This is a genomic window from Amycolatopsis sp. CFH S0740 (assembly GCF_004522315.1).
In the GTDB taxonomy this organism is placed as follows: Bacteria; Actinomycetota; Actinomycetes; order Mycobacteriales; family Pseudonocardiaceae; genus Amycolatopsis; species Amycolatopsis nivea.
This window is the reverse complement of sequence record NZ_SDLS01000023.1, coordinates 120,133-143,464: the sequence shown is the minus strand read 5'-3', so window position 1 is coordinate 143,464 and position 23,332 is coordinate 120,133. Positions and strand designations below refer to the sequence as shown.

The 23,332-nt window shown below is 68.4% G+C and carries 19 protein-coding genes; 9 read left to right on the top strand and 10 right to left on the bottom strand.

Annotation, left to right across the window (positions count from 1 at the left end):
* Window positions 1-2: 2 nt before the first annotated feature.
* Window positions 3-1,268 carry an ABC transporter substrate-binding protein gene (locus tag EIZ45_RS32110; RefSeq protein WP_134667452.1) on the bottom strand — a complete coding sequence of 422 codons (1,266 nt, stop codon included), beginning with the start codon at window positions 1,266-1,268 and terminating at the stop codon, window positions 3-5.
* A 14-nt stretch (window positions 1,269-1,282) separates the two neighbouring features.
* On the bottom strand, window positions 1,283-1,876 hold the full coding sequence (locus EIZ45_RS32105) for a LuxR C-terminal-related transcriptional regulator (protein ID WP_037816773.1): 594 nt from the start codon (window positions 1,874-1,876) through the stop codon (window positions 1,283-1,285).
* A 402-nt stretch (window positions 1,877-2,278) separates the two neighbouring features.
* Here EIZ45_RS32105 and EIZ45_RS32100 point away from each other — a divergent pair, with 402 nt between their 5' ends.
* Window positions 2,279-3,250, top strand: coding sequence for a glycoside hydrolase family 3 N-terminal domain-containing protein (locus EIZ45_RS32100; protein WP_037816775.1), 972 nt, complete (start codon window positions 2,279-2,281; stop codon window positions 3,248-3,250).
* A 195-nt stretch (window positions 3,251-3,445) separates the two neighbouring features.
* Here EIZ45_RS32100 and EIZ45_RS46555 read toward each other — a convergent pair whose 3' ends face one another.
* Window positions 3,446-4,858, bottom strand: a complete 1,413-nt coding sequence (locus tag EIZ45_RS46555; RefSeq protein WP_205670190.1) for a tetratricopeptide repeat protein — start codon at window positions 4,856-4,858, stop codon at window positions 3,446-3,448.
* Window positions 4,859-4,957: 99 nt separating this feature from the next.
* Here EIZ45_RS46555 and EIZ45_RS32090 point away from each other — a divergent pair, with 99 nt between their 5' ends.
* Window positions 4,958-5,878, top strand: a complete 921-nt coding sequence (locus EIZ45_RS32090) for a PHB depolymerase family esterase (protein WP_134667453.1) — start codon at window positions 4,958-4,960, stop codon at window positions 5,876-5,878.
* 70 nt (window positions 5,879-5,948) lie between these two features.
* Here the strand turns inward: EIZ45_RS32090 and EIZ45_RS32085 are convergent, their stop codons facing one another.
* Entirely contained in the window at window positions 5,949-7,100 is a 1,152-nt protein-coding gene (locus EIZ45_RS32085; RefSeq protein ID WP_134667454.1) for an NAD(P)/FAD-dependent oxidoreductase, read from the bottom strand.
* A 209-nt stretch (window positions 7,101-7,309) separates the two neighbouring features.
* On the opposite strand from EIZ45_RS32085, the gene EIZ45_RS32080 reads away from it, so the two are divergent.
* Window positions 7,310-8,674 carry a cytosine permease gene (locus EIZ45_RS32080; protein WP_134667455.1) on the top strand — a complete coding sequence of 455 codons (1,365 nt, stop codon included), beginning with the start codon at window positions 7,310-7,312 and terminating at the stop codon, window positions 8,672-8,674.
* On the opposite strand, the gene EIZ45_RS32075 is transcribed toward EIZ45_RS32080, so the two are convergent.
* From EIZ45_RS32075 to EIZ45_RS32055, 5 genes are read right to left on the bottom strand one after another with little or no spacing between them, the layout of a single operon-like run.
* Complete coding sequence (locus EIZ45_RS32075) at window positions 8,643-9,515, bottom strand: hypothetical protein (protein WP_134667456.1); 873 nt, start codon at window positions 9,513-9,515, stop codon at window positions 8,643-8,645. The two genes, EIZ45_RS32080 and EIZ45_RS32075, sit on opposite strands and share 32 nt — an antisense overlap.
* A complete protein-coding gene (locus EIZ45_RS32070) occupies window positions 9,515-12,001 on the bottom strand; it encodes an Hsp70 family protein (RefSeq protein ID WP_134667457.1) in 2,487 nt (828 codons plus the stop codon). Before EIZ45_RS32070 ends, EIZ45_RS32075 begins: the two co-directional genes overlap by 1 nt.
* On the bottom strand, window positions 11,994-12,500 hold the full coding sequence (locus tag EIZ45_RS32065; protein ID WP_134667458.1) for a hypothetical protein: 507 nt from the start codon (window positions 12,498-12,500) through the stop codon (window positions 11,994-11,996). Before EIZ45_RS32065 ends, EIZ45_RS32070 begins: the two co-directional genes overlap by 8 nt.
* The gene (locus EIZ45_RS32060; RefSeq protein ID WP_134667459.1) at window positions 12,500-13,843 is read right to left on the bottom strand and encodes a hypothetical protein; all 1,344 of its coding nucleotides are present in this window, start codon (window positions 13,841-13,843) and stop codon (window positions 12,500-12,502) included. The genes EIZ45_RS32065 and EIZ45_RS32060 overlap by 1 nt, the downstream gene beginning before the upstream one ends.
* A gap of 50 nt (window positions 13,844-13,893) precedes the next feature.
* Window positions 13,894-14,931, bottom strand: a complete 1,038-nt coding sequence (locus EIZ45_RS32055) for a LacI family DNA-binding transcriptional regulator (RefSeq protein ID WP_167756613.1) — start codon at window positions 14,929-14,931, stop codon at window positions 13,894-13,896.
* A 154-nt stretch (window positions 14,932-15,085) separates the two neighbouring features.
* On the opposite strand from EIZ45_RS32055, the gene EIZ45_RS32050 reads away from it, so the two are divergent.
* From EIZ45_RS32050 to EIZ45_RS32030, 5 genes are all read left to right on the top strand, one after another.
* Entirely contained in the window at window positions 15,086-16,384 is a 1,299-nt protein-coding gene (locus EIZ45_RS32050) for an ABC transporter substrate-binding protein (protein WP_037816897.1), read from the top strand.
* A gap of 2 nt (window positions 16,385-16,386) precedes the next feature.
* Window positions 16,387-17,349 (top strand): carbohydrate ABC transporter permease, encoded by a 963-nt coding sequence (locus EIZ45_RS32045; protein WP_134667460.1) that lies wholly within the window; start codon window positions 16,387-16,389, stop codon window positions 17,347-17,349.
* Complete coding sequence (locus EIZ45_RS32040; protein WP_134667461.1) at window positions 17,346-18,170, top strand: carbohydrate ABC transporter permease; 825 nt, start codon at window positions 17,346-17,348, stop codon at window positions 18,168-18,170. Before EIZ45_RS32045 ends, EIZ45_RS32040 begins: the two co-directional genes overlap by 4 nt.
* A gap of 2 nt (window positions 18,171-18,172) precedes the next feature.
* Window positions 18,173-19,555: a GH1 family beta-glucosidase gene (locus tag EIZ45_RS32035; protein WP_134667462.1), complete on the top strand. Its 1,383-nt coding sequence runs from the start codon at window positions 18,173-18,175 to the stop codon at window positions 19,553-19,555.
* 134 nt (window positions 19,556-19,689) lie between these two features.
* Entirely contained in the window at window positions 19,690-19,923 is a 234-nt protein-coding gene (locus tag EIZ45_RS32030) for a hypothetical protein (RefSeq protein ID WP_134667463.1), read from the top strand.
* Between the two features lie 605 nt (window positions 19,924-20,528).
* On the opposite strand, the gene EIZ45_RS32020 is transcribed toward EIZ45_RS32030, so the two are convergent.
* Complete coding sequence (locus tag EIZ45_RS32020; protein ID WP_134667464.1) at window positions 20,529-21,377, bottom strand: ion transporter; 849 nt, start codon at window positions 21,375-21,377, stop codon at window positions 20,529-20,531.
* Window positions 21,378-22,106: 729 nt separating this feature from the next.
* Between EIZ45_RS32020 and EIZ45_RS32015 the strand changes: the two genes are divergently transcribed.
* A complete protein-coding gene (locus tag EIZ45_RS32015) occupies window positions 22,107-23,312 on the top strand; it encodes a glycosyl hydrolase family 8 (protein ID WP_134667465.1) in 1,206 nt (401 codons plus the stop codon).
* The last annotated feature ends 20 nt before the right edge of the window (window positions 23,313-23,332 follow it).

The window sequence follows — 23,332 nt, the reverse complement described above, 5'->3', positions numbered from 1 at the left end:
AGCTACTTGATCGCGTCGCGGCCCATCCGGACCGCGTCGGCCCACGCCTGCTCGACGTTCTCCGTCCCGTCCTCGATCCGGCCGAGCGCGCGGCCGAATTCGGGACGCACGTCCGCGTCGTGCAGGCCGCGGTAGTTCGGCCGCAGCCGGTCCGCCGACGCCGCGTAGATCTGGCCGACCGGCGCGTTCGAGAAATAGGGATCGGTGTGCGCGACGACCTGCGGATCCTGGTACACGCTCGGTTCGCTCGGCAGGATTCCGTCGGAAAGGAAAAGTCGTTTCTGCTGCGTGGGCGCGGTCAGCCACTGCGCGAGATCGTAGGCTTCCTTCGGGTGTGCGCTTTGCTTCGGCACGGCTAGGAAGGAACCGCCCTGGTTGCCGCTGTTGCCCGGCACCGTGGTGACGTCCCATTTGCCGCTGCCCGCGTCGCCGCCCGCTTCCTTGATCTGCGCGAGCATCCACGCCGGGCACGCGATCGTGGCGAAGGTGCCCTGTTTGATCGCGACGTTCCAGGCCTGGGTATAGGTGGTCGCGCCGGCCGTTTCGTGGGCTTGCGCGAGGCCGCCGGACAGCTGGAAGGCATTGCGCACACTGGGATTGCGGTCGGCGATGTAGGAATCGTCCTTGGCGGAGAAGTAGTTCTCCGGCGACTGGTTGAGCATCGCGGTGTAAACGGTGCCCGCCGAATCGGCGAACTTCACCTTCGGCAGCTTTTCGGTGAACCGGGCGGCGGCGTTCGCGTACCCCTGCCAGTCCGGCATCAGCTCGGCGACAGCCTTGCGGTCGGTGGGCAATCCGGCCTGCTGGAACAGATCCCGGCGGTAGCACATCGCGAGGCTGCCCATGTCGGTGCCGAGTCCGAAGACGTAATCGCCCGCGGTGCCCTGCGCCCACTTCCACGGCGCCCATTGCTGTTTGAGCTTGTCCGCGCCGTAATCGGCCAGGTTGACGAATTTGTCCTTGGCCCGGATGTACTTCGGGATGTACTGCTCCTCGACCGCGACGACGTCGGCCGCGCCGCGACCGGCCGCCAGCTGCGTGGCGAGGCTCTTGAAATGCGTGTCGAAATCGGTGACCCGGCTGCGGATCTCGATGTTCGGATGGTCCTTCTGGTACTGCTCGAACAACGGCGCGTAGCCGAACTCGCCGAACGTGGCCACGCTCAGCGTGATCTTCCCCGAGGACGCGGCGGAACCGCACGCGGCCGCCAGTAACAGGAATGCGGCGGCGAGCGCGGCAACGGCCGGGCGCCGGGTCAGCTTTCGCACGTGGTGAGCATCCTTCAAATCACTCCGGCGCGCAGCGCGTAGGCGACGGCGTGCGGACGGTTCCGCAGCTTGAGCCGGTTCGTCATTCCGTAGATCACGTTCTTCACGGTCCGCTCCGAGTAGCAGAGCTTGTTCGCGATTTCCGCGGTGTCCCAGCCCTCGGCCATCAGCCGCAGCACGTCGACCTCTCGCGGCGACAGGTTGGTGCGGTCGCCGCCCCGGCGCAGGGTCTCCGCCTGCTGCAGCAGGTCCCGCATCGAGGTCTCGCGCCCGGAGGCGGCGGCCACGATGCTGCGCACCAGCTGGTCGCCGCCGATCGCGTCGCGGGGCAGCACCGCGGCGACGTGCCAGGCGGCCAGCTCGGCGAGATCGTCGGCGTCGACGTATCCGGCGACGAACACGATGGCCGCGGGGGTCTCCGAGGCCGCGGCCCGCAGCGCCGCCTTCACCTCGCGGGTGACGCGGTTCGCGGCGAACACGAGCACCGCGGCTTCACCGCGCTGCTGGCCCGGCATCACCCGCACCTCGCGGCGCGTGCGCAGATGGTCGATGAGGCCCGCGAGGGTGATCGGGTCCGAAGCCCATGCCGCAACCTTGACCTGATTCATCGCTGCCTCCCCGGTGCAGAGCCTGTGCTTGTCGTGTGCCGGTCAGTGTGCCCACCGCGGCTTCACGAAATCTCTAGTCGGGACGCGCTCATTCTTCACAGCGTGAAGTTGGGCCCGCCGGTGGGGTTCCGTTACCGTCACGGAGACCTGTCCAGACCAGCAGAGGAAATGATGAAGGCGCACGCACGACCCCGCTGGAGCACCGCAGGAGCCGTCAGCGCGTTGACGCTCATATGTGCGCTTTCCGCGTGCTCCGGGGATCGTTCCGCTTCCGGAACAGCAACGCCCACCGCGCTCACCCCGCCGAGTGCGGGGAGCTCGCCGCAAGCCGCTCCACCTGCGTCAACCTCGCCGGCGCAGACTGTGCCGGGCCGGGGGTCGTGCGCCTCGGCGGTGTCGGCGATGGATCCGCGGGCACGCGTGGCGCAGCTGGTGGTGCCGGGCGTCAACGCGGGCGATCCGGCGGGCGTCGCGAACCTCGTGCGGACGCAGCAGGTCGGCGGGATCTTCGTGGGAGACAAAAAGACCACGCTGTTGCAAAATGGCGCGCTCGACGGGGTCCAGCGGGCGGCGAAGATCCCGGTTTCGGTCGCCGTCGACGAGGAGGGCGGCCGCGTGCAGCGCATCGACGACCTCGACGGCTCGCTCCCGAGCGCCCGGCAGCTGGCGGCCTCGAAGACGCCGGACGAGGTGCGCGCGATCGGCGAGCAGCGGGGCAAGCAACTGCGGGCACGCGGGGTGACGGTCGACTACGCACCGGACGCGGATGTGAGCGACGAGCCCGACGACGCGGTGATCGGCGACCGTTCTTACAGCCCGGATCCGGAAAAGGTGCGGCAGTACGCACTGGCGTTCGCCGAGGGCCTGCGCGCGGCCGGGGTGCAGCCGGTGCTGAAGCATTTCCCCGGCCACGGCCACGGTTCGGGCGACTCGCACCGGGGCACCGTCGTCACACCGCCGCTGGATCAGCTGCGCCGGGTCGATCTGGTGCCTTACCGCGACATCTCGGAATACGGACAGGTCGCGGTGATGGTCGGGCATCTCGAGGTGCCTGGGCTGACCGGGGACGAGCCCGCGTCGCTGGCGCCTGAGGCGTATCGGTTGCTGCGCAACGAGTTCCACTTCACCGGGCCGGTGATCACCGACGATCTCGGCGGGATGAAGGCGATCACGGACCGGTTCGCGCTGCCGGACGCGGTGCTGAAGGCGTTGCAGGCGGGGGCGGATCAGGCGTTGTTCTCCTCCGGGCACAACGACGTGGGGGCGGTCGTGGACCGGCTCCAGCGGGCGGTGGAGAGCGGGGAACTGTCCGGGGCACAGGTGCAGGCGTCGGTGGAGCGGGTGTTGGCGGCGAAGGGGTTTTGCCGTCCTTGACCTGGCGAGGGGGCTGGGTAGCGTCGGAAGACTGGGGCGGCGAGCGTGGCTCAATCCGGCGTTGCTCGCTCTCGCCGAGCGGAATTGCGCTCGGCGACCCCGGGCTTTCCCCGATCCCGGTACATCCGGCCAAGGGCATAGGCCCGAACCACCTCACCGCGGCGGAAACCGCCCTGCAGCAAGGCAAACCCTGACTCACTCCTGGATCTGAGCCAGCTCCGCAGCAGCGTTCACCGTCAGGGGATGGTCCTCGCCCAGCACCCTTCGGCACCTCGGCAGCAGGTCGGCCAGCACCTCAAGCGCCGCGGCCCGGTCGTCGAGGCGGAGGTGGATCCGCACCAGGTTCCCGGTAGTCCGCAAGGTGCCCAGTGCGTCCGGGCCCAGGGCGCGGCGGGTTCGGGCCAGGACGTCCTCCGTCTGGTCGCGGGCGCGTTCGTATTCGTTCAGCCCCATGTACGCCACACAGAGGTTGCTCGCGACGATCAACGTCAGCGGATCCTCCTCGCCCAGGACGCGGCTCGCCCGGGGCAGCAGGTCGGCCAGCAGGTCGCGCGCCTCCGCGTGTTCGGTGGTGCCGATCAGGCATCCGGCCAGGCGGTTGGCGGCGGCGAGGGTGTCCGGGTGGTCCGCGCCCAGCGCCGTGGTCCATTCGGCGTGGATGAGCCGGCCCAGGGCGGCGCCGGGATGAGCTTGGCCGGAGACGAAGAGGTAGCGCAGCACTCGGATGAGCAGCGCGCGGCGCTCCGGCAGCTCGTGGCCGCGCAAGTCGCCCGAGGCGGCCGCCATTCGGATGGCGTTGGCGACGCGGCGGTATTCGGGCCACGATTCCTTCAGGTCGGGATCCAGGTCCACGGAGGCCGGGGCGTCCGCGAGCGGAGCCAGCACGGGGTAGGACGAAGGCTGGTCCCAGAGCGAAACGGGTGCACCCGACGCGGCGAGCAGGTTCGACGGGCACCCGCGTTCGTGGAAGAGATCGCAGCCGGAGCTGAGCACCGTATGCGAGCGGCCGGAGTAGAGCGCCGGCACCGGGTACGCGTGGAACGGCTCGCCGTGGTTGTCGATGACCGTGGTGCCGTGGCGGCCCGCGCAGGTCCAGTCCACTTCCAACCGCCAGGCGACCTCGTGGGTGGTGGTGATCGGTTCGATCTCGAACTGCTCGACATCGGTGGCGCTGACGGTGAACGGGAAGTCCGGGCCCTCTGCGACGAGCCGCGGCGACGGGGCGTCGAAGTCGGTCGTGAAGGGGCGCGGTTTCAGGTGCCCGCCGACCCGGACCACCAGGCACGCCGGGCGCGGCGGGGTTCGCGAGACGACCGCGATCCGTGCGGATTGCAGGACGACGGCTCGGTTCGTTCTGGCTTCCACCGTGATGACGTGGACCGTCCCGCCGGGCACGGCGACCTGCGGCGGATCGGTGTCGAGCACCAGGTCCGCCAGTGTTCCGCCGGGTTTCAGGCGGACCGAGGCGATGAGCGGGTCGGCCAGGTCCGCCGGGCTGTCGCCCGACCGGCCGACGTTGATGTCGCCGTGCACCGCCCCGGCCATCACGACCTTGTCGAACTGGCCGCCGGTGATGCGGTTGACAGAGGACTCTTCCGCGTCCGTCACGGGAACGAGCCTAGCCGTTAACTCAATGAACGAAAGGTTCGTCCGGGGCCGATGCGGGGTGACTATTGTCGCGCTCGCCCGTCGATCGAGGAGGATCGGATGTCCGGACGTTTCCGTGCAGGCGTTGCCGTACTAGCGGCGGCGATCGGGATCGGGGTGCTCGCCGCGCCGGCATCGGCCGAAGCGGCATCGCCGACGACCGGGTGCGGGCAGGCGGTCGCCCGTCCCGGCGCCACGACCGTCGAGCATCTGACCTCCGGCGGGGTCGATCGCGAGTACCGGATCTACGTGCCCGCGCGGTACGACTCGCACCGGCGGTACCCGGTCGTCCTGTCCTATCACGGGCACGGCCGCACGGCGGAGTACCAGGAAGAACTGTCCGGCTTCTCCGGCTCGGACGTGATCGCGGTGTACCCGCAGGGCGTCACCGGCACCGACGGCAAATCCGCCTGGACCGGCGCGCCCTACTCGGCCCCGGTCGACGACGTCCGCTTCACCGCCGACCTGCTCACCTCGCTGCAGCACCGGATGTGCGTGGACCCGGCCCGGATCTACGCGGCGGGCAAGTCGAACGGCGGCGGGTTCGTCGGCGTGCTGGCGTGCCGGATGGCCGACCGGATCGCCGCGTTCGCCCCCGTTTCCGGCGCGTTCTACCCCCAGGGCGGCGCCTGCCAGCCGAGCCGGAAGGTCGCGCTGCTCGACTTCCACGGCACCGCCGACACCACCATTCCCTATACCGGCAATCCGGCCAAGGGACTGCCGTCCATTCCGGACTGGTTGAACGGCTGGGCCGCCCGCGACCGGTGTTTCCCTTACCCCGTCTCGGTTTCTCCGACGCGGAACGTGGTGAAGGAGTGGTGGCCCGGATGCTCGCTGGCGCATTACCGGATGGAAGGGGCCGGGCACGTCTGGCCGAGCACTCGCCCGAACAACGACTCCGACACCCCTACCGCCATTGACGCCACCCCGGTCATCCTTCAGTTCTTCAAAGCGCACCGCCTCGCCGGCGCCGCCCGCTGAGGTACGTGAGGGCCACCCTGAGGGAATCTGATTCCGTCAGGGTTCCCCTCACGTACGTTCACCGCGCGCCTCAACTGGCCGGTTCCCGCTTCTTGGCGAGCATCCGGCGGAACCCCTCGGCGACCACCTTCGCGGTGTCCTTGCCGTTGTCGGCGGTGATCCGCTTGACCATCTCCGCGGACTCCGCGGCGACCTTCTCGCTGCGGGCGAACATCCGTTCCTCGTGCCGGGCCAGCGCGGTCTCGACGTCGCCGGGATGCGCGGCGAGCAGTTCGGCGAGGTCGGAGCCGTCGAGCATGGCCAGGTTCGCGCCTTCGCCGTTCGGCCCCTGCAGGTGTGCCGCGTCGCCGATCAGCGTCACGCCAGGGGTTCGCTCCCACCGGGGCACGACCGGCAGCTTGTAGTGCTTGCGCACGATCGGCGCGGTGTCGCTGCCGGAGATCAGCTCGCGGATTTCCGGGGCCCAGTCAGCGAACTCGGCCGCGATCCGGGCGAGAGCGTCCGAGGTGTCGAGGCCTTCAAGCGCGTCGAACCACTCGGCCGGTTTCTTGAGCATCGCGTAGGTGTGCAAGGCGTTGCGTTCGCAGTGCACCATGATGCGCCGGTCCGGTCCCGGCGAGCCCATCCCGCCGCCGCCCACGACCTTCGCGGCCTCCGGATGCCGGTTCTCGGCGTCGTACAGGTACGTCTCGACAAAGGTGAGGCCCATGTACTCCGGCACCACGTCGGACAGCAGCGGCCGCACCCTCGACCACGCGCCGTCGGCACCGACCAGCAGTTTCGCGACAACCGAACCCCCGTCGGCGAAGGACACCTCGTGGCCGCCGTCAACCGTGCGGACGCCGCTGACCTTCCGGCCCCACTGGACGGTGCCGTCCGGAAGCGAGTCGAGCAGCATCTGCCGCAGTTCGCCGCGCAGCAGTTCGGGACGGCCGCCGGTGCCGTCGTCGGGATGGTCCAGCAGGACGGTGCCGTCGGGATCGAGGACCCGCATCTGCTGGCGGCCTTCGAGGATCAGGCCGCGGAACTCGTCCATCAGCCCGGCCGCCTCGACGGCGATCTGGCCGTTGTAATCGTGAATGTCGAGCAGTCCGCCCTGGGACCGCGACATCGGCGACGACTCGGCCTCGTAGACCGTGGCCGGGATCCCGTGCAGGTACAGGACCCGGGCCAGGGTCAGTCCGCCGAGGCCGGCGCCGATGATGGTGACTGGAGTCTGCATTGTTCTCCCCTGGTGAGCTGGTGACCTCCGAAGAGTGGCGGCCGTCGCTGGCACCGGCCGCACACTTCGCTGGCAGTCCGCTGCCAGGCGCTGACAGCTGGTCAAGGTCTGGGATCCGAGACAGAATCGTCCGGCGGCTACTTGGCCGCAACGGCACGCTGACGTTGAGTTCGTCCAGCGCATTCACCGAAGAACCGCAGGAGGGGCACGTGGCGGCCACACTGGAGCGACGCTCGATCGACCCGGTCCCGGAGTCCGAGCGGCACGGGCACCCGCGCAGCCTCTTCACCCTGTGGTTCGCCGCGAACACCCAGATCACGTCGGCGGTCACCGGCGCGCTGACCGTGCTGGTCGGCGTGCATCCGCTGTGGGCGATCGTCGCGGTCGTGGCGGGCAACGCGCTCGGCGGCATTCCGATGGCGCTGCACGCCGCGCAGGGGCCGAAGCTCGGCATTCCGCAGATGATCCAGTCGCGGGCACAGTTCGGGGTATACGGCGCGGCGCTCCCGCTGGTGCTGGTCGTGGTGATGTACCTGGGCTACTTCGCGAGCGGTTCACTGCTCGGCGGCCAGGCCGTCGCCCAGATCACGCACCTGCCGACGGACGCCGCGATCGCGGTCTACGCGCTCGCCTCGGCGCTGATCGCGATCGTCGGATACCGGCTGATCCACCGGTTCGGCTGGCTCGCGTCCGCGCTGTCCGTGATCGTCTTCCTCTACCTGACGATCCGGCTGATCAGCGGGCACGACCTCGGCGCCGTGCTCGCCGCGCCGCACCTGGACTTCCCGAAGTTCCTCCTCGCGGTCTCCCTGACCGCGTCGTGGCAGCTCACCTTCGGCCCGTACGTCGCCGACACCTCGCGCTACCTGCCCTCGGCGACGTCGGTGCGCGCGACGTTCTGGTGGACCTACGGCGGCACGGTGCTCGGCGCGGTGTGGGCGATGTCGTTCGGTGCGCTGGCCTACGCGATTGCCGGGAAGGCGTTCAAGGGCCATGAAGTCGCGTACGTCGTCGGCCTCGGCGGTGAAGCCCTGCTCATCCCCTTGCTGCTGGCCATCGCGCTCGGCAAGTTCACGGTGAACGTGCTGAACATCTACGGCGGCTACATGACCGTCGCGACCGCCCTGACCGGTTTCGGCCGCCGCGCCGCGCTCTCCCAGGCGACGCGGATCGGCTACATCGCAGGCGTCGGCGTGGTCGGCGCGGTGATCGCCATCCTCGGCCGCGGGCAGTTCCTGTCTAACTTCGTGCTGTTCCTCGACTTCCTGCTGTACTTCCTGACGCCGTGGAGTTCGATCAACCTGGTCGATTTCTATCTGCTGCGCAAGGAAAAGTACGACCTCGACGCGCTCTACGACCCGAACGGCCGTTACGGTCGCTGGGCCTGGCCCGCGCTGGCCGCGTACGTGCTCGGCATCGCGGTGCAGATCCCGTTCGCCAACGTCGAAGGCATTTTCGTCGGGCCGATCGCTCCGTTGCTTGGCGGTGCGGACATTTCGTGGTTGCTCGGGCTCATCGTCCCGGGCGCGTTGTACGTGGCGTTCATGCGCCGGTCGGTCGCACTTCGAGTGTGACCGTCCGGGCTGAGTCCGCGCCTTGATCCGCGCTGGAGACGGCGAATGCGGTCAACGGCAATCCGCTCTCCGCGGCCAGTACTCGGACCGCCGAGGACGCGCGAGCCAAGGAGACCGTCGAACCGCCGCTTGCCGGGCCGCCGGGGACTGCGACGCCGTGGCCGATCACGGTGACGCGAATGGACTGTCCCTTGAGGACAGGAGCCCAATCGGTCAACGCCGTTCGCCCGGCTGCGTTCGGAGTTGTCGCGTTAGGACTGAACAGGCTGCGGTCGAAGCTGACGGTGACCGCGCCGGAGCCGGCCTTTGTGGACACACCTGGTGCTGCCAGCGTTTGCGCTAGCTGCTTCAACCTCTCCTGCCGTTCCTTCGCGGCGGTGGCGTCACGGGATTCCTGGCCGTGGAGACGATCCAGCTCTGCGCGGAGACCGTCGTCCGACTTGGCCGCGGTGACGACCGGAGGGGGCGGCTGTCGCGTAGTCAACACCACCCCACCCGCGATCGCGCCGCCGATCAGCACCACCGCACCGGCGGTCAGCAGATACCGGCGAACCGGTCGTCGTCGCAATCGTCCAGAGTGGACTTTCGCGATCACCCGACGTCCCGCCTCCGCAGCGGAATTGTCCGGTTGCAAAGCCAGGACGGCTGCCCACGCCGCGTCCGCCGCCGCTAGATCGCCGGACTGGGCGTGTACGCGAGCCAGCAGGTCGAACCGCGCGGGATCGCCCGCCGAATCCGGTTCCAGGAGCGCGACGGCGGCCTCGTAATCGCCGCGTCGGGCTAGGTCGGCGCCTTCGGCGAGGACGAGTTCCCGTTCCAGTGCCTGCGAAAGCCCGCTCATCACCGCTCCCCGCGCAGAATGCCGCCGCCTGGCTGGCCTGGCCGGTCGTCGGGGAGCAGACGGCGCAACCGGCGGTTGACGTCCGGCAGCGCGGCCCAGTTCGACGTCGCGACCACGTGCTCGCCCTCCCGGATCAGCTCCCGCGCGCGGGCCGGGTCGGACATCGTGTCGCGCGCGGCCCGCAGGGCGTTGAACACCTCCAGGTCCAGCGAACCGTCCCGGCGCAGCAACAGCACTTGCAGGTCCAGCGCCCGCTCGGACAGCCGCTCGCCCGCCTCGACGTCGCGCGAGTCGGCGATGGTCGCGTACCGGCGCTCGATCTCGGCCAGTTCGGTCCGGTCCTCGTCCGCGCCGACCCGGTCGACCAGCTCGCGGCAGTGGTCGATCTGGTCCCGCAGCCGTTCCAGCACCTCGGGTACGCGCAGCTCCGCCTCGATGTCGTCAAGATCCGCCTGCACGTCGCGCATCCGCCGTTCCGCGGCGACCGCGGCCCCCTCGTCGGTGCCGCCGGAGCGCACCTCGTCCCGGGCCGCCGCGACGCTGCCCTGTTCGTCCAGCCGGTTCAGCAGCCCGCGCGCCCGGTCCGACCTCGTTCCCTCGACCTGCGTCCGCACCTGCTCGTGCCGCGCTTCCAGTTCGTTGAGCAGCCGCCGCAGCGTCGGCGGATCCGGCACGTGCTGCTGTTTGAGGTCGATGACCGCCTCGAATTCGTTGTCCAGCAAAGGGACCTCGGCCACCACGGACACCTGCCGCGAATCGTCCATCTCGAAGGTCATCACGACCTCGCTGCCGCGCGGCAGGTCGAACCGCACGTCTTTAGCGCGGATTTCGATGACGCCCACCTGCTGGTTCCGCTCGCCGCGGCGACGTTCGCCCTCCGCGACCGGAATCCGGATCACCGAGGAAGTGTTGCCGCGCAACAGCGTCGCCGTGGTGAAGAACGTCTGCCGTTTAGCCGCCGGCAGCGGCGCGTTCTTCATCAGCATCGGAGTGAAGGAACCGTCGGCCTCGGTCAGGCCGACCGTGTTGACCACGGTCTGGCCCATCATTTCGTTGAGCTGGTGGGTGATCGTGAGCGAGTCCGGCTGCACCGGAACGCGCGCACCGGTCGGGTCGAGCAGCTCGATCTCGAACCGGTTCGTGCTCAGCTCGTCGAGCACCGCGTCGACGGTGAAAGTGCCGTCCGCGGAAAGCGAAACCTCGGACGTCCGGTAGACCGGCCTGCGCTGCGGTGCGCTCAGCGCGATCCGGAACCGCGACCAGTCCGCCGAACCGTCCGTCGAACAGCGGCCGGACACTGGCACGCTCGGCAGGCTGGTGGTGGCCGGGTAGGACAGTTCCAGCGAGTACTCGCCGCGTTTCGCCGGGCGCACCGTCCTCGGGCGCGCCACAGTTCCGGCGTACGCGGCGGCACCACGCGCCACCACCGTGCTCGGATCCTGACTGTGGTCGAGCGGAATGCCGAGCCCGACCGACGGATCGGCCAGCAGCTCGCGCAACCCGGGCGCGAGCGTCGGACCGCCGACCAGCAGCAAGCGGTCGATGTCCGCCGGGCGCAGGTTTGCCGACTCCAGCGCGGTCCGGCACAACTGCACGGCACGGAGATAAAACGGCCGCGCGACCTGATCGACTTCCTCGCGGCGCAGGGTGTACTCGAACATCTCCTCCTGCCCGTCGCCCCGGTCGAGGTCGAGCAGCACTTGAGTCTGTTCCGCCTGGGAGAGCTGGATTTTCGCGGTCTCGGCGGTACTGCGCAGCCGGGCGAAGTTCCGCCGCCAGCGCGGGTTGTCCCGGCGGAAATCGGTGAGCCCGAGTTGTCGCACCACCTCCGGAGCCAGCACGTGGTCCAGCACGGCTTGGTCGATGTTGCGTCCGCCGAGGTGCGTGTCGCCCGCGTGGTGCAGCACGCTCAATTCTCCCTCGGCAGTGCTGACCACCGCGGAGTCGAACGTGCCGCCGCCGAAGTCGAACACCATCCAGTGCGCGCCTTTGCTTTCGTTCTGGAACCCGAACGCGAACGCCGCCGCGGTCGGTTCCTGCAACAGCGGGCAATTCCCGGTGAACCCGGCCAGTTTCGCCGCTTCCTGCGTCGCCTCGGTCTGGTTCAGCAGGAACGCGGCGGGCACGGTGATCACCGCCGCGTCCGGCATTTCCCGCGGAGCAACGGAACTGCGCAGCGACCGCAGCACTTCCGCGGACAGTTCCACCGGCGTCATGCTGACCCCGGCCTTCGGGAATTCCCGCCGCGCGTCCGGCAATCCCATCGACTGCTTGAATTCGACCTGCACACTGTCCGGGTCGTCCTCGAGCCTTCGCCGCGCCCCCGCCCCGACCTCGATCACGCCGCGCCGGCGGCACCAGACCGCGGAAGGCGTGTAATCCATCTGCATGTTGTTCTTGATCACCGAAACCGCACCGTCGTCGAGCACCGCGATCGCGCTGTTCGTGGTGCCGAGGTCGATCCCGAAATCGATCGTGTCACGCATCCGTTTCCCCGTTCCCCCGGGCGGCCGGGCGCCCGACGATGACCTGTCCCATTTGGATCCGGCGGCCGGTCAGGTAAATCGACGGCCGCACGGTCTCCACCACCCGCTCGACGTCCAGGTCCGGTTCGTCCTGGAACAACAGCACCTCGAGCGCCATCCCGGAGCCGAACGGGATCCGGTCGTGGTCCTGCACCAGCACGCCCGCCGCGTCGAGCGCGTCCTGACTCGCGCTGAGGAACCGGCCCGCCTGCCGCGCCACCCGGTCCTCGGCACCGGCGAGCTTCCGCCGCGCCCGCCACAACGCCGTCGCCGCCTCGGCCAGGTCCGATTCGGACAGTGGCGGCGCGTCGTCCTTAGTGGTCAATACCGCGGCGAGCTGTTCGAGTAATTCCCGCAACCGAGCGCGTTCTTCTGGCTGGAGGCCGGGTTCGGCGATCCGGAATTCCTTGTGCTGCTTGCGTTGCCGCGCTTCTTCGCCCCGCCGGTCTCGGTCTCGCATCACAATCTCCTCCGCAGCCGAACGAACGGGGCGACGTACAACAGCGCCGCCGCCACGGCGACAGCCAGCCAATACGGCAGCTCAACCGGACTGAGCACCAGGTAAACCACGAAGTCCAGCCCCAGCAGAACCGGGTACCGGCCCGGCTCGACCCACGGCCGGGCCGCGAGGAGGCAATTCGTCAACGCCCCGGCGACCGCGCCGAGAAAGATGACCGCCAGCAGCGCGCCTTCCGGAAGCTTCAAAGCCAGGAACACGGAAGCTGCCAACGCGTGCAGCAACGCCCCGAAAATCCGCGCCGCCGACGGTTCCCGCTCCGGCGGCGGAGCTGGCGCGTACACCGTGGCAGCGAACTCGTTGCGCGCCACGGCTTCCAGCGTCTCCGGATCGAGGCTGTATCGCCGGGCGACCGCGAATACGTCCCGGATCAGGCTCGCGGACGCGCCGCGCACCTCCGCGAGCGCGACCCCAATGTTGTTCGCCACCACCGCGATCGACTCCGAAAGCGAGGCGGTCCGCCGGAATTCCGCCCGCGGGACCACCTCTTCGAGCCGGTCGAACAGCGGCTCGACGTCTTTGACAGCCCGCTCTGCGGCCGCCTGCACCCGATTGCCGTCCAAGTCACCTCGAAGGTCTTTGAGCAATGCCTCGACCCGCCGATACGTCCCGTCGGCAATAGCCGCCCGCGCGTCCTCGACCGCGTGCCGATCAGCCTCGAACAACGCGAGATACCCGGTGAACCGCTGCGGCTCAGCCGATCTCGTGGCTACTTCGATCAACGGCGCGAGCAACGCGTCCGGCAACGCCGTCCGGAGCCCGTCCACAGTGGACTCGTCAAGCCGCCGATCGCCCAGCTTCTCGACGCGGTGGTTCAGATGCCGCCAGAAGGATTCGCTCCGCAGCACCACCGTCCAGCAACGGGCGGCTTCGGTCCACAAGGGAGCCGGGTGGTCGTCGGTGCGGTCGGCCTCCGCGTCGAGGGCTGCCGCGTACGCAGCGACCGCGTTGTCGTGCGCGCGGTGGAGCTGGAGCGGGCATTCGCAGTCGACTGGCATGCCCCAGATCCAGAAGACCTCGTCGACGAACCGGTGTTCGGTGTTGCCGAGCGCGTCGAAGGCCGCCCGCACCTCGTCGACGGTCGCGTCCGCGGGCACCCCGTCCGGCACCGCGCCGCCGACTTCGAGCACCCCTAGAACTCGAAGTCGCCGCTCCCGCACCTCGCGCCGGGTCGCGACCGCGGTGAGGCCGACGAGCCGGAACGGGTTGCGCCGGTACAGCTCGGGGGTCGACACCTCCCGCACCCGCGCCGCGGCGGCCCGGCCGCGCCCCTCGTTCGCTCCCATGCCCGGGAAGGTAAAACGACCCGGCTGGGAGGGGTCCCGGAAGAACCGGGCTAGCTGGACCCGCTCGACTCGCGGACGACCAGCGACACCGGCAGGATCTGCGCACCCGGCGCGACGTCCTCGCCGTCCAGCAGCCGCATCAGCGTCGAGACCATCGCGTGGACCTGCTCGCGCGGATCCTGATGCACCGAGGTCAACGGCGGGGTCATGGCCGGAGCCAGCGCGGCGTTGTCGTCGAAGCTGGCCACCGCGACATCACCGGGTACGTCGCGTCCGGCATCCGACAGCGTGCGCAACGCGCCCACCGCCATCATGTCGCTGCCGACGAACACCGCGTCGAGATCGGGCACCCGTTCCAGCAGCGCGGCCATCGCTTTCGCGCCGCCAGCCAGGGTGAAGTCGGCTTCCTCGGCTAGCCCGGACGGGTCGATCCCCGCGTCCACGAGCGTCTTGCGCCAGCCGGCGAGCCGGTCGATCGGCGCGCCCTGATCCTGCGGACCCGCGATAGTCGCGATCCGGCGACGGCCGGACTCCACCAGATGCGTCACCGCCTGCCGGGCGCCGCCCTCGTTGTCGAAATCCACCAGGTGCACGCCCCGGCGCAGATCGGCGGCCGGTCCGCCGAACACCGTGGGCAGCTTCAGCAACCGCAACGCCCGGGGCAGCGGATCGGCGCGGTGCGGAGCGAACACGAGGACGCCGTCGACGTGTCCGCCCTCGAGAAACCGCACAGTCCGGCCGAGATCCTCCCGGGTGTCGCTGAAGAGCAGCACCATCTGACAGCCGACGTCGGCCAGTTCCCGGTAGCCCGCGCGCATCACCGCGGTCCGGTACGGGTCGTCGAGCAGTCGCGCTTCCGGCTCCGAGAGCACCACCGCGATGGCACCGGTCCGCCGGGTGACGAGCGAGCGAGCCGCCTGGTTCGGCGAATACCCGAGGTCGCGCGCCGCGGCCAGCACCTTTTCGCGCGAGCGCGCGCTGACGTACGCGTCGTCGTTCAGCGCCCGCGACGCGGTGGACCGCGAGACCCCGGCGAACGCCGCGACGTCCTCCAGCGTCGGCCGCTCGTCCTCGGACCGAGGCGCCACTCCGCCCACCCCCTGACTGTCGATCGGGTCAGCTTAACGGGGTCTGCCCGGGAGCGCTCCCGGAGACTCTGGCCTTGACATCCCTCGTTACCTGCAACACACTCGTTCGGCATCTGGGAGCGCTCCCAGAACGACTTCCAAGGGGTTGACGACGGTGACAACGTTCCGGAAGGGCCTGGTGCTGGCACTGGGCATCACGATGACCGCGGTGAGCGCCGCGGCGTGCGGCGGTGGCGGCGGCGACGTGCCCGCGGCGGCCGGGCCGAACGAGCACGTGGACCTGACGCTCGCGACGTTCACGGAGTTCGGCTACGAGGCGCTCATCCCGGAGTACGAGCGGCTGCACCCGAACATCAAGATCACCCACCGCAAGACCGGTCAGGGCGGGCCGTACGCCCAGGACATGATGACGAAACTCGCGGCGGGCTCGGGACTGGCCGACGTGCAGGCCGTCGAGGAAGGCCACCTGTCGGACATCCTCAGCAAGTCCTCGAAGTTCAACGATCTGAGCCAGATCGGGCCGTCTAGCGTTTCGCCGGACCGGTGGCTTTCGTGGAAATACGACGCGGGCAAAGACAAGAACGGCAAGCTCATCGGCTACGGCACGGACATCGGCCCGCTCGCCATGTGCTACCGCAAGGACCTGCTCGCCGCGGCCGGGCTGCCCAGCGACCCGCAGGCGGTGAAACCGCTGTTCGCCACCTGGGACAGCTATTTCGCGGCCGGCGCCCAGTACACCGCCAAGACCGGCAAGGCGTGGTTCGATTCGGCGGCGCAGAACTTCAACTCCATGGTCAACCAGCTGCCGGTCGGCTACCTCGACACCAACGACAAGCTCACCGTGGAGAACAACCAGGGCATCAAGGACGCCTGGGCGAAGGTGACCGACGCGGTCGCGAAAGGCGAATCGGCGAAGCTCACCGCGTTCAGCAACGAATGGAATTCCGGGTTCAAGCAGAGCGCGTTCGCGACAAAGGCCTGCCCGGCGTGGATGCTCGGGGTGATCAAGGAACAGGCCGGGCCGGACAACGCGGGCAAATGGGCGGTCACCGCGGCGTTTCCCGGCGGAGGCGGCAACTGGGGCGGGTCGTATCTGACCGTGCCGAAGCAGAGCAAGCACCCGCGGGAAGCCGCTGAACTGGCCGCCTGGCTCACCGCGCCGGAGCAGCAGATCAAGGCGTTCGAGGCCAAGGGCAACTTCCCGAGCCAGGCGAAGGCGCTGGAAAGCCCGCAGCTGCTGAACGCCACCGACGCGTACTTCGGCGGCGCGAAGATCGGCGAACTGTTCGCCGAGCAGGCGAAGAAGGTGGCGAAACCGCAGTACAAGGGCCCGAACGACGGTCAGATCCAGGAAAACGTCGCCAGCCCGGCGCTGCAATCGGTGGAACAAGGAGCCTCGGCCGCGGACGGCTGGCAGCGGCTGGTCGACGGCGCGAAGAAACTCGCCCGCTGACGATGACAGTCATCGACAAGGTCGCTCCGGAAAGCCGGGCCGCGCCGCGGCCCGGCCTCCGCGACCGGCTGGCGCGCTGGGATGTCAAGGTCTCGCCTTATCTCTACGTGGCACCGTTCTTTATCGTGTTCGCCATCGTGGGCATGTTCCCGTTGCTGTACACGGCTTATGTGTCGCTGTTTCATTGGGAGGCTGGCGACGACAATCCCGATTTCATCGGACTGGACAACTTCAAGGAACTCTTCACCGATGCGCAGTTCTGGCACGCGCTGGAAAACACAGTCAGCATCTTCCTGCTGTCCAGCGTGCCCCAGCTGATCATCGCGGTGCTGCTCGCCGCGGTGCTCAGTCTCCGGTTGCGCGGCGCGACCAGCTGGCGGGTCGGCATCCTGCTCCCCTACGCGGCGAGCCTGGTCGCGCTGGGGATCATTTTCGCGAACCTTTTCGGGCCGCGCTACGGTCTCGTCAACGGCGTGCTCGAGACGTTCGGGCTGTCCCCGGTGGACTGGCAGGCCAATCGGTTCGCCAGCCATGTCGCCATCGCGATCATGGTGAACTGGCGGTGGACCGGGTACAACGCGCTGATCGTTCTCGCTGCCATGCAAGCGATTCCGAAGGAATTGCACGAGGCCGCGCTGATCGACGGCGCGGGCACCGTGCGCCGGTTCACCCACGTGACGCTGCCGCTGCTCAAACCCACGCTGATCTTCGTCACCATCACCTCGACGATCGGCGGGCTGCAGATCTTCACCGAGCCCAAGCTGTTCGACGCGATGCCCGGGTCGAACAACGGCGGCTCCACGCATCAGTTCCAGACGGTGACGCTGTATCTGTACCAAAGCGCTTTCGAGAACTTCAATCTCGGCTACGCGTCCGCGATCGCCTGGGTGCTTTTCCTGATCATCATCGTGATCGCGCTCGTCAACTACTTCGTCACCGGACGGCTCGCGGGGAGGCGAAAATGACCGGGCTCGGCAAACCGCGCAGGGCGACCTACGGCGTGCTGATCGTGTTCGTGCTCGGCTCGCTGTTCCCGTTCTACTGGTCGTTTCTCGTCGCCAGCCGCGACAACGGAATGCTCACCGAACGGATCCCGCCGCTGCTGCCGGGCGGCAACTTCTTCGCCAACGCGGCGCGGGTGTTCGACACCGTGCCGTTCTGGCGGGCGCTGGCCAACAGCGTCATTGTGTCCGGCACGGTCACGCTCACCACGGTGCTGTTCTCGTCGCTGGCCGGGTTCGCCTTCGCCAAACTGCGCTTCCGCGGCCGCAACGGCTTGTTCGTGTTCATCGTGGTGACGCTCGCGGTGCCGACCCAGCTCGGCATCATCCCGTTGTTCATCGCGATGTCGAAACTCGGCTGGGCGGGCGGGCTGCAGTCGGTGATCGTGCCGAACCTGGTCACCGCGTTCGGCGTCTTCTGGATGCGACAGTACACAGTGGACGCTCTGCCGTACGAACTGATCGAAGCCGCGCGCATGGACGGCTGCAGCATGATCCGGGTCTTCTGGAACGTGTGCCTGCCCGCGGTCCGCCCGGCCGCGGCGATCCTCGCGATGTTCACGTTCATGACGTCCTGGAACGATTTTCTGTGGCCGCTGGTGGTCCTCGACGCGGGCAATCCGACCGTGCAGGTGGCGCTGGAGAAACTGCAAAGCGGTTACTACGTCGACTATTCGCTGGTGCTCGCGGGCACCACGCTGGCCACGATTCCGATCCTCATCGTCTTCCTCCTGCTCGGCCGCCAGATCGTGGCCGGGATCATGCAAGGCGCCGTGAAAGGGTGACCATGTCCGCACAGCCGATCCCCGACGTGCTCGCGTTCCCGGACGCGTTCGTCTGGGGCGCCGCCACGGCGGCCTTCCAGGTCGAAGGATCGACCACAGTGGACGGACGCGAGCCGTCCGTCTGGGATACCTTCGCCGCGCGCCCGGGCGCGGTGGCCCGCGGCGACACCGGCGACCCGGCGGCCGACCACTACCGCCGCTACGCCGACGACGTGGCGCTGATGCAGTCGCTCGGGCTCACCGCGTACCGGTTTTCCCTGTCCTGGCCGCGAATCCTGCCGCACGGCACACCGGAACCGCGCGGACTGGACTTCTACGACCGGCTCGTGGACCGGCTGCTGGCCGCGGGCATCCAGCCGTGGGCGACGCTGTATCACTGGGATCTTCCGCAATCGCTGGAGGATCGCGGCGGCTGGACCGCGCGCGACACCGCGTACCGGTTCGCTGAATACGCCGAGGTCATCGCGGGCCGACTCGGCGACCGGGTGGCCAGCTGGTCGACGCTCAACGAACCGTGGTGCGCGGCGATGCTCGGCTACGGTTCGGGCGTTCACGCGCCCGGCCGGACGTCCCCGGAAGCTGCTGTGGCGGCGGCACATCACCTGCTGCTGGCGCACGGGCTGGCGATGGACGTGCTCCGGCAGCACACGAGCTCCCCGTCCGGGATCACGCTGAACCTGTACCCGGTCGTCGCGGACTCGCCGGACGACGCCGACGCCGATGCCGCCCGGCGGATCGACGGGCTGCAGAACCGGTTGTACCTCGACCCGCTGCTGCGCGGCGGCTACCCCGCTGACCTGCGCGAAGACCTGGCCCGGTTCGGCTTCGACGCCGTGGTGCAGGACGGCGACGAGGCGGTGCTCGGCAAGCCGATCGACTGGCTTGGCGTGAACTACTATCGCGGTTACCGGGTGGCCGGGTCGGCGCGGCCGGGCAGCATCCCGGCGGGCCGGGAGTGGCCGGGAGCCGACCGGGTGCACTTCGTCCCGGACCCGGCCGCGCCGCGCACGGATTCCGGCTGGGAGGTGCGTCCCGGCGGGCTGACCGAGTCGCTGGTGCAAGTGCATCGGGACTATCCGCCGGTGCCGTTGTACGTCACGGAGAACGGCGCGGCGTATCCAGACCCGATCCGCGACGGCGAGGTCACCGACGACGACCGCATCGCTTTCCTCGACGCGCATCTGCGGGCCGCGCACGACGCACTGGCCCACGGAGTTGATCTGCGCGGGTATTTCTACTGGTCGCTGCTGGACAACTTCGAATGGGCCGAGGGGTATGCGAAACGCTTCGGCCTCGTGCACGTCGATTACCGCACTCAGCAGCGCACGCCGAAGCGCAGCGCACGGTGGTACGCGGAGGTGATCGCGCGCAACGCGTTGCGGTGACCTACTCCCGGGTTCACTAGCACCGCCGGGAAAGACTTTCTCTTCGGGTTTCGCGTCACGGGTTCCGGGCGCGGCCGTCGGACCAGTGCCGGGGCCGCCCCGAACGGCCCCGCGAGCGGAGACTGGAGTGTCCGATGACGGTGCGAAGCCGGGTGACCGACGAGGTCACCACGTGGCTGACCGGGGAATTCGCGGGCCGGGTGCCCGCCGAGGCGATCAAGGTGGTGGTGCGGGCGGCGGGCCGGGACCTCGACGGCAGGGTTGTCCCCGATGAGCACGGCGACCTGCTCTACCGCGTGGCGCGGGCCCGGCTGGTGCGGATGCTCTCCGCGCCGGACGAGCCGCACATCCCGCGTTCTCGCCGGTAAGGCGTTTGTTCCCCGGATCCGTGCGGGTCCGGGGAACAGCTGTGTCCGGGCCTTTCGGTGGCCCGAGGTAGCCGAGCGCGCGCCGACCGTGTTCGTCGCGCGCCGGGAGCTGCTACGAGCCCGGCACCCGGCTGCTCAGCGGCGCGTGCGAACGCTCCGGCGGCCACCAGACCTGCGCGGGCGGCGGGGGAACGTCGTCGTCTGGAAGTTCGAGTGCGTCCGCGCCGCTCTGCCAGCGGTTCCAGTGCACGGAGCACAGTCCGCGCCACAAGGAATCCTCCGTGCAGTCCCGCCGGCGACACCTGCGTACCTGCTGCCCGCTATCAATCACGTCCACGACTCCAAACCGCGCTCAACCTCCCCGCCGGCTCCAGTCTGCCTCGGCTCCGGCGGGAACGCCCCGTACTCGCGCCAACACAACCCTTGTGCAGCAACGGAACGAGAGATCTCACCCTACTCCAGGCGTCTGTGCGCGCGCCGCGCGACCACAGTGCACTCTTTCAGCGGTTGACGCGTTCGCCGCCCGGCCTCAACGGTGAATCTCCTGTGCTGCAACGGAGAGTGCGCACCCGACGGCGCACGGTAGGTATGTCCACAATGGATGATCAACGCCGCGGATGCTGGGCGTCGTACTCGTGCGCGGCGGTGCGCTGGGTGCGGGTGCGCAGGAGCTGCTCGTCCGGGGACTCGTCCACATCGGCCAGTCCGAGCGCGACCGCGCGGCGGATCTGCTCCCGGTTGTCGCGGACGACGGAGGAGAAGAAGTCGTCGATGCGCGGGTCCAGAAGGACTTCCAGCAGGACCCGGAAGGACGTGTCGACGGTGGCGCGGACGATCTCGTCGTGGAACGGCAGCCTGCGCAGTCTGCCCAGCTGCGGGTCCTCGGAGATCTTTTCGGTGATGATGGCGCGGAGTTCGGTCTTGTTTTCGCTCAGGGACTTGGCAAGATTCTCCGGGTAGTTCCCGGTTTCCAACACCTTGACCACCTCGTCGAGGACGGCGATGGTGACGGGTTTTTTGATGGCGCGGACGATGGGTTCGGAGAGTTTGTCCACCAGGCGGTAGGTGAACTGCTCCCCCACCGCGCGGTCGGCGGCCCTTCCCAGGCGGATGATCAGCAGGATTACGCCGATGACGTGATGGTTCGCGGTGAAGGCCGGATGGGCGACCGGGATCATCGCGAAGATTTCGTACCAGGTGCGGGCCAGGAAGGCGGCGCGCCAGCCTTGTTTGCGCCAGCGGTGGAGGAGTTCCAGGAAGAAGATGCCGCAGATGACGCAGTCGGCGAGGAAGAACCACTGGCTGATGTTGGGCGGGGGCGGGCCGATGAGGAGCCAGGCCAGCATGCCGGTGGAGACGACTGCCAGGGCGAGCATGATCCAGTCGTCGGCCCGGACGTTGCCGGGGAGGACGCCGCTGTTGAGTTCGACTTGGGCCGGACGGCCGGTGGTCATGCTGGCTCCCTGGTGCTGGGGTGTTGCTGGGGGTGATGATTCCATGGGTCTTGGGTTGGGGCAGGGAGGAAGCGCCGGGACTGCTCGTGCTTCGCACATCGCTCGATGAGGGTNCGCCGGGACTGCTCGTGCTTCGCACATCGCTCGATGAGGGTTGCGGTGGGGCACCCCGAAGCTTGATTGTGCTGACGGTCTGAGGGTGCTTGTCAAGGCGGGAAAGATGCCTTGACAAGCACCCTCAGACCGCAGGAGAGCTTCGTATCGGGGTGCGGGGGTGGTGCGGGTGCACCGACAGTTGAGTGCACCGGCGGCGGTTTGCTTGGGGTGGGGGCTAGCGCCCCAATGTGGCATTGGGTGCATGCGACGCACCCAATGTGGCGTTCGGTGCATCTGACGCACCCAATGTGGCATTGGGGCGCTTCCCGAGCAGGCGCGGGACGGGCGGAGGGCCGTGAGGGGAACCCTCACGGAATCAGATTCCCTCAGGGCGACCCTCACGTACGCCAAAAAGCCGTGAAGGGCTCCTTCAGGGAATCTAAGTCCCTCAAGGAGCCCCTCACAGACCGGCCGCGAGGGAATCAGCGGCTGTGAGGGTGGCCCTCACGGAACGCTACGGAACCGGTTCACCTTCGAGTTCAGGGCCGGACATCTTGACACCAAACACCCGGTACAGCAGGCTTTTCTCACGCCGCCTAGTTAGGAAAGTTTACTAACAAGGAGACCCCGAAAATGCCCGCTTCCCGGAAGGTGGCGTTGTTCGCTGCCGCTTCCGTTTCGCTTACTGCTGCGTTGGCTGGTGCTGGGCCTGCCACTGCGGCGTCCGTCGCGCGTCCGTTTCCAGCGCACGTCACCTATCAGACTGGTGTCCGGCCTTCCGTCAGTCAGGCTGAGCAGGACAACGCGGTCAAGAGACAGTACGACTCCTGGAAGAAAACTTACCTCCGCCAGGCTTGCGGCGGTTACCTCGTCTGGGCGACTGACGACGCGCCCAACAAGGGCACGGTTTCCGAGGCCCAGGGCTACGGGATGAACATCGTCCCGTTGATGGCGGGCTACGACGACCAGGCCAAGACGATTTTCGACGGGATGTGGAAGTTCGTCCAGGACCACCGGGACAGCAAGGGGCTCTTCCAGTGGGTGATCGACGGCAAGACCTGCAAGTACGCCGACGACGGTACCCCTGACTCGGCCACCGACGGCGATCTCGACGTCGGCTACGGGCTGATTCTCGCGGACAAGCAGTGGGGCGGCTACAGCGCCGCCGCCAAGGACTGGCTTGCCAAGATCTACAAGTACGACGTCGCGTCCGACGGGCATCTCAAGATCGCCGACGACGCGGGCAACGACGACACCCGGCCCTCCGACTTCATGCTCGACCACCTGCGCGCGTTTGCGAAGTACGACACCGCGCACGACTGGAACAAGGTCGTCACCCGGACCGAGCAGCTGATCACCCAGTTCACCAGCAAGTATTCGCCGAACGCGAATCTGCTGTCCGACTTCGTGGTCGGTGCGAACACCAACAGCCCGAAGCCCGCGCCCGCGGATCATCTGGAGAACCAGCCGGACAACATCGTCGGCTACAACTCCGTTCGGGTGCCTTGGCACATGGGCACCGACGCGCTGCTGTACGGCGGCAAGGTCGCGACCGAGGTCGCCAAGAAGGAATCGGCCAGCTACAAGAGCCACTCCGGCGCCAACCCGGCCAAGATTTACCCGCACACCAAATTGGACGGGACGCCGACCAAAACCAGTGATCAGTCCGAGGTCGCGGCGAATCCGGTGGGGGTCGCGGCGATGGTCGCGGGCGACCAGGCGTGGACCGATTCGCTGTGGAAGTACATGGCGACCAATCCGTACGACGACACTTACTACGGCGAGACCATCAAACTGCTGGTCTACCTGGTGATGTCCGGCAACTACTGGGCCCCGTGACCCCAGCCGCCCGTACGGAC